Genomic DNA, 12,673 nt, shown 5'->3' on the forward strand with positions numbered 1-12,673 from the left:
CCCATGGATGAGAAGGCGCTGAAGCAGCTCCTGGGGAGCGTGAAGTCGGGCCGCGTCTCGGTGGACGCCGCCGTGGGCAAGCTCAAGGATTTGCCCTTCGCGGAGCTGGGCTACGCGACGCTCGACACCCACCGCAACCTCCGCTTCGGTTTCCCCGAGGTGGTGCTGGGCGAGCCGAAGACGGTGGAGCAGCTGTTGGGCATCGTCGGCGCGCTGGTGGAGCGCAAGCAGACGGTACTGGTGACGCGGCTGCAGCCGGACAAGGCCGAGGTCCTCGTGTCGCGCTTCCCCAAGGGGCTGTACCACCCGGTGGCGCGCATCTTCCATCTCAAGCAGGGCAAGGTGCGCTCGGGCAAGGTGGCCATCGTCACCGCGGGCACCAGCGACATCCCCGTGGCGGAAGAGGCCGCGGTGACGGCCGAGGCCATGGGCGCGGAGGTGCGGCGCGTCTACGACGTGGGCGTGGCGGGCATCCACCGGCTGTTGCGGCGCCGGGAGGAAATCCAGGAGTGCCACGTCGCGGTGGTGGTGGCCGGCATGGAGGGGGCGCTCGCGAGCGCGCTGGGGGGGCTCGTGGGCATCCCCGTCGTCGCGGTGCCCACGTCCGTGGGCTACGGCGCCAACTTCAAGGGCCTGTCCGCGCTGCTGGCGATGGTGAACTCGTGCGCCTCCAACGTGGCGACGATGAACATCGACAACGGCTTCGGTGGAGGCTTCTACGCGGCGCTCGTCTCCCGCACGAAGGGACGGCGGTGAGCCCCATGCGACGCATCCTCTACCTGGAGCCGGTGGGCGGCATCGCCGGGGACATGTTTCTGGCGGCGGGCATCGACCTGGGGCTCAAGCCCGCGGCGATTGAAGCCGCGCTGCGGGGCCTGAGCGTCCCAGGGTGGAAGCTGGCGGTGAGTCGCGCCGTGCGCCACGCCATCAGCGGCACCCACCTGGATGTGGTGTTGGACACGCGCGAGGCGCATCCGCACCGCGCCTATGCGGACATCCGCCGCCTCATCGAGTCCGCGTCCACGCTGTCGCCTCGCGTGAAGGAGCGCGCGCTCGCGGTGTTCCGCGCCATTGGCGAGGCCGAGGCCAAGGTCCACGGCGTGTCCATCGACGACATCCACTTCCACGAGGTGGGCGCGGTGGACTCCATCGTCGACATCTGCGGCGCGGCGGTGGTGCTGGAGTTGTTGGGCGACCCGGAGGTCCACGCGGCGCCGCCCCCGCTGGGCAGCGGCTCCATCCGCGTGGCGCATGGCACCATGCCCATTCCGGTGCCGGCCACGCTGGAGCTGTTGCGAGACGTGCCCGTGCGCTTCGAGGGCGTGGGTGAGCTGACGACGCCCACTGGCGCGGCGCTGCTCAAGGTGCTCGCGCACATTGGCCACCCTCCCGACTTCATCGTGGAGAAGGTGGGCTACGGCGTGGGCACCAAGGACTTCAAGGACAGGCCCAACGTGCTGCGTGCGTCCCTGGGCCGCATGGAGGCGACGCGCTCGGAGGGGCTGTGGGTGGTGGAGGCCAACCTGGACGACGCCACGCCCCAACTGCTGGGACACCTGGTGGAGCGGCTGCTCGCCGTCGACGCGCTGGATGCGTGGGTGACGCCCGTGGTCATGAAGAAGAGCCGCCCCGGGCACCTCTTGAGCGCCCTGGTGGAAGGCGGCCTGCGCGACACGGTGGTGGACACGCTGCTGCGCGAGTCCACCACGCTGGGCGTGCGCTACCACCGCGTGGAGCGACAGGCGCTGGAGCGCGACTGGGTGGAGGTGGAGACGCCTTGGGGCAAGGTGCGCGTGAAGCGCGGCCTGCGCGATGGCGCCGTCCTCAACGCGCACCCCGAATTCGAGGACTGCCGCCGCCTCGCGGAGGCCGCCGGTGTCCCGCTCAAGCAGGTGGTCGCCGCGGCCCTGGTGGCGCTCAGCCAGCGAAGCTGAGCCGCGGTCCTCCAGGTTGTGTAAGGCCCCCCCGGCCAGATGACGGATGAACCGGGGGACATGGTCATGCGAAAACATTCTTGCTAGTTTGTTTCTGGCAAGAGGGGGAAATTCCATGACTGATGCAATCCGTAGGAGCCTGGGGCCTGTCATCCGGACGGTGGGGAACGTCGCCATCGAGAAGACGGTGCCGCCGCCGCTGCAGCAGGTGGCCAAGGCGGCCATGAACTTCGCGGTGTCGTCGTTCGAGCAGGCCCGACCCGCTCGCGCGCAGGTGTCGCTGGAGGTCCCGCCGCCTCCCGTGACGAACGCGTCGGTGCAGGGCAACGACAGGCTGGAGGTGGGGGACAAGCTCCAGGTGGAATCGGGGATTGGGGTGAATCTGCGGGAGCGCCCGTTGGCGTCCTCCAGGGACCTTGGCGGCTTCAGGAACGGGGAGCGATTGGAGGTCATCGCGCCGCCGCAGGGCTCGCCGGAGCAGGCTGGCTTCGTCTACGTGCGCGGCCCCGATGGGAGCACGGGCTGGGTGAGCACGTCCTTCACCCGGGAGCTGACGGAGGCCGAGGCGGCGCAGGCGCCCGTGGCGGTGGGGACTCCCAGCGACGAAAACACGGCGGCCTCGGCGGAGTACCAGGACGTCTACGTCGACCAGTTCGGCGCCGAGGGAGACGTGGGCGGCGACGGCGAGAACGCCAACTGTGGTCCTTCAGCCACCCTCACGGCGCTGCGCAACGAGGGCCTGGAGATTCCGGCCATCCCCGACCTCGTCACCACGCACGGTCAGGACACCACGGGCGCGGAAGTGCAGGCGGTGCGCTACTGGGGCAATCACGAGAACGACTCCGGCGATGACGGTGTCAGCACGAATGACCAGGGCGAGGTCGTCTACGCGTTGGGGGAGAACGGGAGCTACACCGGCACCACGGACATCGAGCACGCGGTGACGGCCGCGGGCGGCACCTTCTACCGGCCGGCGGCGAATCCAGGGGCCATCGCGGATGCCATTCGCGATGGCAGCACGGTGGTCATCTCCGGCTCGTTCTTCGAGTACTCGACGGCGACAGACCTGACGCCCGAGGCGTTGAGGGCCCCCGAGGGTCGCGTCTACGTGGACGACAACGGTGACTTCCTCCCCGACGAGAACGCGGCGGGTGAGTACAGCCTCGCCACCGAGAAGAAGAAGGACACCTGGACCCAGGGCGGTGGCGCCATCGAACACTTCGTCGCCGTGGTGGGCGTGACGGACGAGGGCAACTTCATCGTGTGTGACCCCGCGCATCCCTCGAAGGCGCCCATCGAGGTGTCTCCCGAGAAGCTCGATGCCTTCATGCGTGGCAACCGCAGCGCCATCGCCATCGACGGTCCGACGACCGAGGCCTCGTAGTCGCGAGGAGTCCAGGTCCGGGGTGCCGCCCTTCGCCAGTTCGGGTGGCGCGGGCACCCCGGCCGTTCATCGCCAGCGCCTGAACCGGCTCCGCCACGGTGTGAACAACAGGGCAAGGAGGAACATCATCCCGATGCCCACCCAGCGCACGTCGCCCGGGCCGAAGCGAAGCAGTCCGAGCGTCACCCCGACATAGGCCCCCATGGCGAGGCACCGCGCGAACGTCGAGGGCAGCAGGGCCAGCAGCCCGGTGCCCACGGTGGAGTGACGCGCGAAGAGGCGCCACGCGCCGTGCTTCTGCTCCTCCGCGCGCAGCTTCCCCAGGAGGAACGCGTAGCGCTCCGAGTCCTCGCGGCGCTCCTGCTCCAGCCGTTGGAGCGCGCCCTCCCGCTCGACGCCGAGCTGCTTCGCGCGCTGCTCCCGGTGCTCGCGCGTGAGCTGCTCCCTGTAGGCGAGCTGCTCGGGCGTCCCCAGGTCCGCGCCGCACTGCTGGCAGTGTTTCGCGAAGCGGCCGTTGTTCGACGCGCAGACGACGCAGCGGGGAAAGTCCGGCCCGTCGTCTTCCGAGCTGTCGGGCCGCTGCTCCAACACCACCGGGGCCTGGGCCTTGAAGCGCTCCAGGTGCGCCTCGGGGACCTCGCCCTGGGGCAGCGCGCCGCGCTCGGCGATGTCCTCGAAGCGGCGGCCTCCGTCTTGAAGCTGGGGTGGCAGCTCCCGCTTCGCGCGCTCGCCCCGGTCCTTCTCCAGGTGGAGGAAGCGCGACAGCTTGGAGCTCATGTCGCCCTCTGGGGCAGGGTCCTCCCGGACGAGGCCGGACGCGTGCGGCCTCTCGCCCAGTCGCGCAGCCGGCGAATCTCGTCGTGCATCGTCACCGACAGCGGGAAGGTGTCCTGGATGGTGCGCACCAGATGCCGCTGGGCCAGCTCGGTGTCCTCCGCGAAGGCTTCATAGAGCCCGGCCACCACCACCTGCTCGATTTCGGCGCCGCTGAAGCCCTCGGTGAGCGTGGCCAGCTCCTCCGTCGAGAAGCCCTCTGGCTCCCGCTTCCTCCGTCGCAGGTGGATGCGGAAGATGGCCTCGCGCTCGGCCTGCTCGGGCAGGTCGATGAAGAAGATTTCGTCGAAGCGTCCCTTGCGAAGGACCTCCGGCGGCAGGCCGTCGATGCGGTTGGCCGTGGCCACCACGAACACCGGCGCCGTCTTCTCCTGGAGCCACGTCAACAGCGTGCCGAAGACGCGCGCGGACACGCCGGTGTCTCCCGCGCCGGAGGAGGCCACGCCGGACAGCCCCTTCTCGATTTCGTCCACCCACAACACCACCGGCGCCACGCTCTCCGCCACGCGGATGGCCTTGCGCAGGTTCTCCTCGGAGGAGCCAATCAGCCCGCTGAAGATGCGGCCCATGTCCAGCCGCAAGAGCGGCAGGTTCCAGTGCGCGGACACGGCCTTCGCGGTGAGGCTCTTGCCACAGCCCTGCACGCCCAGGAGCAAGAGGCCTCGGGGCTCCGGCAGGCCGAACTGGCGGGCCCGCTCGCCGAAGGCCGCGGTGCGCTGGCTCAGCCACCCCTTGAGGTTCTCCAGCCCCCCCACGTTCCCCAGCGACTCCTCGGGCGGGTAGTACTCGAGCAACCCGCTCTTGCGAATCACCTGCCGCTTCTCGTCCTGGATGCGCTTGATGTCCTCGGGGCCCAGCTTGCCGTCATGGGCAATGGCCTTGGCGAAGGCGTTCTCCGCCTCCGCCATCGTCAGCCCGAGCGCCGCCTTGATGAGCTGGTCGGCGTGGTCCCTCGACAGGTCGATGGTCGCCTTGTTGGTGCGCCGCACCACCGCGACAATCTCTCTCAGGAGCTGGAGCAAATCGTTGTACCCGGGCATGGGCACGTCGATGACGGAGATTTCCTTCTCCAGCTCCACGGGGATGAGCAGGGTGGGCGACAGGAGGATGACGGTGGTGAAGGTGCTCTTGAGGAAGTGCGCCAGTTCCCGCAGCGCGCGCACCACACCCCGGTCCTCGAGGTAGGGATGGAAGTCCTTGAGCACCACCAGCGCGGGCTCGCCCAGTTTCTCGATGGCGGCCATCGCGTCGATGGGATTGCGCGTGTCCTCTGGCAGTGGCGCGGTGCGCGAGGTGCCCATGCTGCGCAGGCCCCGGGTGATGGACCAGGTGAAGAGGGCCTTGCCGTGTGCGCGCGCCAGCTCCGCGAGGATGGCGTCCACGCGGTGCTCCTCCCACGACACCAGGTAGAGCAACGGGTAGCGAGCCCGCACGAAGATGTCGAGCTCCTCGAGCCACGGCTCGGCGGGACGGGAGACGCGGGCGCTGCCGGGGGAGAAGGACGACATTCGTCCAGTACTCTAGTGGGCACCGCGCGGAAGCGAAAACGCGGGTGCCCACGGGAGTGGCGTGCGTCCGACAGGGCTCTACGCGGGCCGGCTCGGCGCGATGAGGGTGAAGGCCGCCCCCACCGGGTCCGTCACCACGGAGTAGCGACCATGGGGCGAGTCGGTGGGCTTCACGTGGACCTTGCCGCCCAGCTCGGTGACCTTGCGCACCGAGGCGTCCGTGTCCGTGACGGCGAAGTAGTTCATCCAGTGGGGCGGCAGGTCGGCGGGCCACTGCGCGGTCATCTGGAGCACTCCGGCCACGGGTTCGCTCCCTTTGTCGAGGGTCCAGTAGTCCATGCCGAGGTCCAGCTTCTTGGCCTCCAGGCCCAAGAGGGCGGAGTAGAAGTCCTTCGCGCGGATGCCGTCGCGGGTGTTCACCTCGTGCCAGGCCATGGTGCCGGGCTCTCCCACGAGCTGCGCGCCTTTGTGCCCGCGTGATTGCCAGAGCCCGAAGCTCGCGCCCGTGGGGTCCGTACAGAAGGCGAGCCGGCCCGCGTCGAAGACATCCATGGGGGCTATCGCCACCTTGCCTCCCAGCTTCTCAGCGCGTTGGACGAAGGCATCCACGTCATCCGCCTCGAAGTAGACGCTCCAGGCGGTGGGGTAGGGCGCGTCCTTGGGCTTCAGGCCGATGCCGGCCACCATGCGGCCGTTGAGCTGGCACATCGAATAGAACCCCGACTCCTCGGGACCGATGAGGTAGGTCCATCCAAACAGCGCGCTGTAGAAGGCGCGGGTCCGTTCCAGGTCGGGCGTCGTCAGGTCCATCCAGGTGGGCGTTCCGACCGCATGCGCTTCGACTGTCGGCATGTCGTGCTCCTTCATGGGGTGGGGCTTCGTGCGGGTGAAAGGTAGCCACCGCCGGGGAAGTCGCGCGAGCCACCTTGCCTGCTCTGTCTGTCCGGAGGGAGTGGGCCCTTGTCGCGGCGTGTCCTTCACGCCGCCGAGGAGGAAGGCACGTGGACCCTCCGGCCCTCTTCGTTGGAGCGGAGCGCCGCCGCGATGACCTCCTGGACGATGGCGCCGTCTTCCACCGTGGCGAGCCCGTCGCGGGGTGCGCCGCGCAGCAGGCCGAGGAATCGGCGCGCACCTTCTTCGTGGGCGCGGGCCCAGGGCTCGGGCTCGCCGGGTCGGGGCTCGACGCCGGGGGCGAGGTCCTTCCAGGTGCCTTGCTCGAAGCCGCGTACGGGGGAGATGCACCAGCCTCCGCGCGAGGGCACGTAGCCCCCGGAGAAGCCCACCTCCCAATCATGGCCGAGCAACGTCCATCCACCGTGAAGGCCCGGCTCCGGACATGCGGCATGCGTGAGCACCAGCACGGCTCCGGAGGAGAGTCCCACGTGCAACGCGGCGGTGTGCACGGGCTGGCCGGAGAGCGAGGCCTGCACCCAGACAGGCGCGTGTCCTGTCAGCCACAAGGCCGCGTCGATGACGTGCGACAGGCCGCCCCAGTCTCCGGATTCGCCCGTGCGGGGCGCGTCGGGTGCATCGTCGCCGATGGACGTGAAGCCAGTGCGCAGCGTGAGGACGAGGTGGCGCACGGAGCGTCCCCGGAGCCAGAGCTTCAGGGCGCGAAGGGGCGGCAGCATGCGGTAGGGGAAGTTGACGGCGCTGGGCGTCGGGGTGTCGTGGGCGCGGCGTGCCACGAGGCGTGCTTCTTCGACGGTGCGAGTCAGGGGCTTCTCGCAGAGCACCGCGCGTCCGGAATCCAGGGCGGCGAGTACATGGGTTGCGTGCAGTGCGTCTGGGCTCGCCACGACCACCGCGTCCACGGCGGCGCACAGTTGATGCACGTCCGTGGTGGCCAGGGGAATGCCTTCCTGCTCGGCCGCGATTCGGGTGGCCACGGGGTCGCGTCCGCACAGGGCCGCGACATCCGCGCCCGCCGCGCGGAAGGCTCCCACGTGCATGCGCCCCCACTTCGTCCCGATGATTCCAATGCGCGCCATGGGGGCGCAGCCTGCCAGAGACCGAGGTCCGAGCGTGTACCCACGCTGATGGAAGAGCGCCCTCACGGTGTCGGCCAGCGAAGCGAGGCCCTTCGCGTCATGCCCATCGAACCGTGCTGGCGAGCGGCTGGCGTGAATGCCGCCGCTGCGGACATTCGAGCCCGTCGGGTACGACCCTCGCGGTGTCGGCCCGCGAAGCGAGGCCCTCCATGCCGTGCCGGCAAGCACGGGCCGAGCAACTGGCATGAATGCAGCCGCTGCGGCCATGCCAGCCCGTCCGATACGACTCTCACGGTGTCGCCTCGCGAAGCGAGGCCGTTCGTGTCATGCCGTGCCGGCACGCATGGGGCGAGCACGCCTCCGCTGGGGACATGCGATGCTGTGCGCGGCCCGGCCTTCACATCCGGGCACGCCCGAGACGAGGCCCCTTGATGCAGCCCGCGGTTCCCCTGTCCTCGACGCCCTCCGCCGACTTCGTCGCTCCGTACTTCGCTCCCGTGCGCGGCACGCGAGAAGAAGCCCGGGTGCCGCTGGTGCTCGCCGGCGTGCTGGCTCCCATTCTCATCGCCACGTTGCTGCTCAGCCCGGAGGGCCCGCTCAACTGGCTGCTCGAAGTGGGCCCAGGCCTCATCGGCATGGTCGTCCTGGCCGCCACCTTCCGCCGCTTCCCCATGTCTCGCTGGGTCTACGTCTGCGTCTTCCTGCACGTGCTCGTGCTGACGTACGGCGGCTACTACACCTATGCCCTCACGCCCCTGGGCGACTGGGCGCGAGACACCTTCCACCTGTCGCGCAACCCCTATGACCGGCTGGGGCACTTCGTTCAGGGCTTCTTCCCCGCGTTCATCATCCGCGAGGTGCTGCTGCGCGCCACGCCCCTGCGGCGCGGCGGTTGGCTGAACTTCCTCACCGGCTCGGTGGCGCTGGCCATCAGCGCCTCCTACGAGCTGCTGGAGTGGTGGGCCGCGCTCGTGTTGGACCCCGAGGGCGGCGACAAGTTCCTCGGCTCGCAGGGCGACATCTGGGACGCGCAGTGGGACATGTTCCTCGCCCTCTGCGGCGCCACCCTGGCCATGGCCCTCTTCGGCCGTGCCCACCTGCGAAGCGTGGAGCGACTGGTGGCGCGCGCGAAGCTCACATCCACTTGAGCGAGTAGCGCCGCACGGTGTGCCGAGGCGTCATCTTCGCCTCGGTGACTATCTTCCCGAACCCCATCAGGAAGCCGCGGAACGTCCCCAAGAGCAGCGGCGCGGGAAGGCGCGAGCCGCTCTCCAGCTCCGCCGCCAGGGGCATGAAGGCCACGGTGCGCGTGCTGTCCGTCGCGGGCAGGTCCTTCACCAGCGCGCGCAGCACCAAGTCGAAGTCGCTGAACACCTTCTCCACCGAGTCGAAGCCCTTCGCCCGAGCCAGCGGCAGCGTGCGCATCGCCGAGCGCTGGGCGATGGCCTCCACCGCCCTGTCTCCCAGCGCCGCGTGCAGCTCCCCCGTCATGCGCACGTAGTCCTCCCACGCGTACCACGTGTCGTCACGCATGCTGTTGATGGTGCGCTGGTGCGCTGGAAAGCGCGAAGACGCTGCCGTCATCGCGCCGAGGATGGCCTTGAACCAGGCGCCCTGGATTTCGCCGGACATGAGTTGCTCCCCTGACTGGAGAGCACTCCACCCGCGTGGCCCCTCGCGAACCAGAGGGCCCCCCACGCGGGCGTGCACGGCACGACGCTCGCGAGCGTCGAGGACAGGTCTTCCGTCTCCCGGTGGATGCTCCGCGCGTGCTCCGCAGGACACCCGCCCGGAGCGCTACACCGGCAGCCGCACCTGCACCCGCGTGTGGCCCGGCTCGGAGAGGACGCGCACGTCACCGCCGTGCCGCTCGATGATGCGCCGGCTGATGTCCAGCCCCAGCCCCGCCGCGTGCGGCTTCGTGCTGAAGAAGGGCTCGAAGATGCGCGGCATCAAGTCCCTGGGAATCCCAGGCCCGTCGTCGGCGACCTCCGCCACCACCTGACCGGCTTCCGTCCAGGTGCGCAGCTTCAGCGTCCCGCCGCGCTCACCCAGCGCCTCCAGCGCGTTCAACACCAGCTGCGTCCACACCTCGTCCAGCGCGCCACCCTCCGCGCTCAGCTTCGGGGCTGTCCGCTCGTACTGTCGCTCCACGGTGACGTGGCCGCCGTCCAGCCGGTGGCGCAACACGCCCAGCGCGGTCTCCAGGCCGTCATGCACGTCCACTTCCGTGGCCGGTGCCCGGTCCATGAAGCTGTACGCCTGCACCGCTTCCACGAGGGCGGAGACACGGGCACTGCCGCGCTCCACTTCCGCCAGCAGCACGTCGCCGCTCACCGCCGCCACCAGCCAGGACAGCGTGTCGCGCAGCAGCGCCTCGCCCACGCGGTGCGCCACCGAGTCCAGCCACGCCACGTCCAGCCCGGACGCCACCAGCGCGGGCGCGACGTCCCACGCGTCCGTCATGCCGCGAATCTCCAGCCACGCGCCCACGTCCTCCTCGCGCCGCGTCCGCGCGAGCGGCTCCAGCGCGGGAGTCGCCCGGCCGCGGTCGGCGGCCTCGCGAGGCAGTGCGAGCAACGCGCCACGCTGCGCGGAGGACAGGCCATGCTGCCCCAGCGCCATGGCCCGAGCGGACACCAGGCGCAGCGTGTCGCGCAGTCGTGTCGCGCTCCGGTTCGCCGCCGTCGCCGGGTTGCCCAGCTCCGGTGCGAGCCCCGCCACCATCTGCCCGGGCGTCAGCAGCCCGGGCTGCTGCGTGGACACCACTTCCTGCGGCTGGGTGCGCTGGGCCGCCACCTCCATGAGCCCCCGTCCCAGCGAGGGCGCCTGCCGCAAGAGCTCCCAGAAGGCGGCGGGCTCCAACCTCAGCAAGCGCACGTCCGTCTGCGCATGGCCGGTGGTGGGATAGGGGGAGTTCAGGAAGAGGATGAGCTCCCCGAAGATGTCGCCCGCCTCCAGCGTGCCCGTGGGGGCGTCCTGGTCTCCCACCCGGCGGGACCACACCGTGCGTCCCTCGAGGATGACGGACAGGCCGTCGGCGGGGTCTCCCTGCGCGGCGACTCGAGTCCCTGCGGCGAAGTGAAGCTGGCGCCCATGACTGGCCACCCAGTGGAGCTGCTCGTCGCCCAGCCGGGAGAACAGTGAAACCCGGCGCAGCGCTGTGACGATGTCCTCGCTTCCCATGTCCCTTCGATGCTGCCTGGGTCCGAGGAAGGGTGTCCATCTCCGGATGGCCCCGTGGACCCGGAATCGACATGGACCGTGGGATGCAAGCCCTGTAGGCGCCCGGCGCCTTGGGGCTCGAGGGGGGCCTCACCCGACTGGGAGCAGGCGGCCACCGCCTGGCTGTCCGCTCCCGCGCGACGCATGTCCGGCAGGGTGGCGGACGACGGAGCATGTGGGGAAGCGAGACTCGCGGACGGGGCGCAATGTTGGGGGAACCCTGACAGGAAGGAGCTCCGCATGGAGCCGCACGCCGCTCCCCATCCGCGCACGGAGGCCCCGGGTCTGTCGCCGGTGAGCACTCCGCCCACCTCGGCAGGAGCGGAGGAAGGCGACGCGGCGGCTGTCTTCCTGTCGGAGCTGCGGACCGTCTCGCTCTTCTCCGACGTGGACCCCGAGGAGGCCGAGTGGCTGCGCGGCGAGTCCACGCACGTGGAGCTTCAACCCCAGGAGTGGCTGGGCCACGAAGGGGAACCCGCTGCCTTCTACCTCATCCTGCAGGGGGAGCTGCGCATCACCAAGACGGTGGGAGGCGTGGAGACGCTCGTCTCCGTGTTCCGCGCCGGAGAGTTCTTCGGGGAGGTGCCGCTGCTGCTCGGCCAGCGCTTCCTCGCCAGCAGCCGTGCCCTCTCGTACTGCCGGTTGGTGCGGCTCAGTCACAAGGCCTTCTGGCAGATGCTCGCGGAGTGCCCCACGGCGAACCGGGAGATTCTCCGGAAGATGGCCGAGCGCATGAAGGCGCTCCAGTCCATCTCGCTCCAGCAGGAGAAGCTGGCGTCGCTCGGAACGCTGGCCGCGGGGCTGGCCCATGAGCTGAACAACCCCGTGTCGGCGGTGATGCGCGGCGTGCGCGAGCTGGGGGAGCGGCTGGGAGAGCTGCCCTCGCTGGCGCTGTCCCTGGACTGCCGCACGCTGTCCGAGCCCCAGGTGCGGGCGCTGGAGGCTCGCGCCTCGCTGGAGCCCGTCTCCCGCAGTCCCCTGGACCGGGGAGACGCGGAGGACGCGCTCGCGCGGTGGCTGGGCGCGCGCGGCGTGGAGGACGCGTGGGTGCTGGCGCCGGAGTTGGTGGAGTCGGGCCTGTCGCTCGAGCGACTGGAGCACGAGCTGGAGTCGCTGCAGGGCGACGTGCTGAAGGGCACGCTGCGCTGGGTGGCCGCGACGCGGGGAATCTCGGTGCTGCTCGAAGAGGTGGGGCAGGCGGGGGGACGCATCGCCGCGCTGGTGAACGCGGCCCGGGCGTACACGTACCTGGATGAAGCGCCGCTGCAGCGCGTGGACGTCCACGAGGGATTGGAGAGCACGCTGGCCGTGCTGGGGCATCGGCTGCGCGGCGTGCGCGTGGAGCGGGACTATGACCGGAGCCTGCCGCCCATCACCGCGTACGGCACGGAGCTGAACCAGGTGTGGACCAGTCTCATCGAGAACGCGGCCGACGCCATCAAGGAGAACGGCGGGGGCACGTTGCTGCTGCGCACGCGCGGCGACGGGGACCACGTGGAGGTGGAGGTGGTGGACGACGGCCCCGGCATCCCCGAGGACGTGCTGCCGCGGGTCTTCGACCCGTTCTTCACCACGAAGGGCGTGGGCGAGGGCACGGGCCTGGGGCTGAGCATCACCCACCGCGTGGTGTCCACGCTGCACCGAGGCGAGGTGGTCGTCACCTCCAGGCCGGGCGAGACGCGCTTCCGGGTCCGCCTGCCCCTCGAACTCGACAGCGCCTTCATCCCCGAGCCCGCGCGTCCGCGTGCGCCTTCTCCACAGCCGCGTCCGGAGCTCGAGGAGCTGCGCGGCGCGTAG

11 protein-coding genes are annotated in these 12,673 nt (G+C 70.2%); 5 read left to right on the forward strand and 6 right to left on the reverse strand.

The window, feature by feature from the left end; genetic code table 11:
• Positions 1 to 3 precede the first annotated feature (3 nt).
• The 3 genes from larB to HUA74_RS08685 all read left to right on the forward strand — a co-directional run bounded on the left by larB (position 4) and on the right by HUA74_RS08685 (position 3,318).
• Positions 4 to 756 (forward strand): nickel pincer cofactor biosynthesis protein LarB, encoded by a 753-nt coding sequence (gene larB, locus HUA74_RS08675; protein WP_141641983.1) that lies wholly within the window; start codon positions 4 to 6, stop codon positions 754 to 756.
• A gap of 5 nt (positions 757 to 761) precedes the next feature.
• On the forward strand, positions 762 to 1,934 hold the full coding sequence (gene larC / locus HUA74_RS08680; RefSeq protein WP_174454128.1) for a nickel pincer cofactor biosynthesis protein LarC: 1,173 nt from the start codon (positions 762 to 764) through the stop codon (positions 1,932 to 1,934).
• A 115-nt stretch (positions 1,935 to 2,049) separates the two neighbouring features.
• Positions 2,050 to 3,318, forward strand: a complete 1,269-nt coding sequence (locus tag HUA74_RS08685) for an SH3 domain-containing protein (RefSeq protein ID WP_174454129.1) — start codon at positions 2,050 to 2,052, stop codon at positions 3,316 to 3,318.
• A 66-nt stretch (positions 3,319 to 3,384) separates the two neighbouring features.
• Here the strand turns inward: HUA74_RS08685 and HUA74_RS08690 are convergent, their stop codons facing one another.
• The 4 genes from HUA74_RS08690 to HUA74_RS08705 form a co-directional block, all read right to left on the reverse strand.
• Positions 3,385 to 4,095 carry a hypothetical protein gene (locus HUA74_RS08690; protein WP_174454130.1) on the reverse strand — a complete coding sequence of 237 codons (711 nt, stop codon included), beginning with the start codon at positions 4,093 to 4,095 and terminating at the stop codon, positions 3,385 to 3,387.
• On the reverse strand, positions 4,092 to 5,660 hold the full coding sequence (locus HUA74_RS08695) for an AAA family ATPase (RefSeq protein ID WP_141641987.1): 1,569 nt from the start codon (positions 5,658 to 5,660) through the stop codon (positions 4,092 to 4,094). The genes HUA74_RS08690 and HUA74_RS08695 overlap by 4 nt, the downstream gene beginning before the upstream one ends.
• A gap of 78 nt (positions 5,661 to 5,738) precedes the next feature.
• Positions 5,739 to 6,512, reverse strand: coding sequence for a VOC family protein (locus HUA74_RS08700; RefSeq protein ID WP_174454131.1), 774 nt, complete (start codon positions 6,510 to 6,512; stop codon positions 5,739 to 5,741).
• Between the two features lie 125 nt (positions 6,513 to 6,637).
• Positions 6,638 to 7,651 carry a Gfo/Idh/MocA family protein gene (locus tag HUA74_RS08705; RefSeq protein ID WP_174454132.1) on the reverse strand — a complete coding sequence of 338 codons (1,014 nt, stop codon included), beginning with the start codon at positions 7,649 to 7,651 and terminating at the stop codon, positions 6,638 to 6,640.
• A 431-nt stretch (positions 7,652 to 8,082) separates the two neighbouring features.
• Here HUA74_RS08705 and HUA74_RS08710 point away from each other — a divergent pair, with 431 nt between their 5' ends.
• Positions 8,083 to 8,799: a DUF2238 domain-containing protein gene (locus HUA74_RS08710; RefSeq protein ID WP_174454133.1), complete on the forward strand. Its 717-nt coding sequence runs from the start codon at positions 8,083 to 8,085 to the stop codon at positions 8,797 to 8,799.
• On the opposite strand, the gene HUA74_RS08715 is transcribed toward HUA74_RS08710, so the two are convergent.
• Both HUA74_RS08715 and HUA74_RS08720 read right to left on the reverse strand, forming a co-directional pair.
• Positions 8,786 to 9,283 (reverse strand): hypothetical protein, encoded by a 498-nt coding sequence (locus HUA74_RS08715; protein WP_174454134.1) that lies wholly within the window; start codon positions 9,281 to 9,283, stop codon positions 8,786 to 8,788. The genes HUA74_RS08710 and HUA74_RS08715 overlap by 14 nt on opposite strands.
• Positions 9,284 to 9,448: 165 nt before the next feature.
• On the reverse strand, positions 9,449 to 10,837 hold the full coding sequence (locus tag HUA74_RS08720) for an ATP-binding protein (protein WP_141641992.1): 1,389 nt from the start codon (positions 10,835 to 10,837) through the stop codon (positions 9,449 to 9,451).
• A gap of 279 nt (positions 10,838 to 11,116) precedes the next feature.
• Between HUA74_RS08720 and HUA74_RS08725 the strand changes: the two genes are divergently transcribed.
• Positions 11,117 to 12,673, forward strand: coding sequence for a sensor histidine kinase (locus HUA74_RS08725; protein ID WP_174454135.1), 1,557 nt, complete (start codon positions 11,117 to 11,119; stop codon positions 12,671 to 12,673).

This window comes from Myxococcus sp. CA051A, from assembly GCF_013336705.1.
GTDB classification, from domain to species: Bacteria; Myxococcota; Myxococcia; order Myxococcales; family Myxococcaceae; genus Myxococcus; species Myxococcus llanfairpwllgwyngyllgogerychwyrndrobwllllantysiliogogogochensis.

Coding starts and splice junctions, on each gene's coding strand:
- larB (WP_141641983.1), top strand. CDS start 4: ATGGATGAGAAGGCGCTGAAGCAGCTCCTGGGGAGCGTGAAGTCGGGC.
- larC (WP_174454128.1), top strand. CDS start 762: ATGCGACGCATCCTCTACCTGGAGCCGGTGGGCGGCATCGCCGGGGAC.
- HUA74_RS08685 (WP_174454129.1), top strand. CDS start 2,050: ATGACTGATGCAATCCGTAGGAGCCTGGGGCCTGTCATCCGGACGGTG.
- HUA74_RS08690 (WP_174454130.1), bottom strand. CDS start 4,095: ATGAGCTCCAAGCTGTCGCGCTTCCTCCACCTGGAGAAGGACCGGGGC.
- HUA74_RS08695 (WP_141641987.1), bottom strand. CDS start 5,660: ATGTCGTCCTTCTCCCCCGGCAGCGCCCGCGTCTCCCGTCCCGCCGAG.
- HUA74_RS08700 (WP_174454131.1), bottom strand. CDS start 6,512: ATGCCGACAGTCGAAGCGCATGCGGTCGGAACGCCCACCTGGATGGAC.
- HUA74_RS08705 (WP_174454132.1), bottom strand. CDS start 7,651: ATGGCGCGCATTGGAATCATCGGGACGAAGTGGGGGCGCATGCACGTG.
- HUA74_RS08710 (WP_174454133.1), top strand. CDS start 8,083: ATGCAGCCCGCGGTTCCCCTGTCCTCGACGCCCTCCGCCGACTTCGTC.
- HUA74_RS08715 (WP_174454134.1), bottom strand. CDS start 9,283: ATGTCCGGCGAAATCCAGGGCGCCTGGTTCAAGGCCATCCTCGGCGCG.
- HUA74_RS08720 (WP_141641992.1), bottom strand. CDS start 10,837: ATGGGAAGCGAGGACATCGTCACAGCGCTGCGCCGGGTTTCACTGTTC.
- HUA74_RS08725 (WP_174454135.1), top strand. CDS start 11,117: ATGGAGCCGCACGCCGCTCCCCATCCGCGCACGGAGGCCCCGGGTCTG.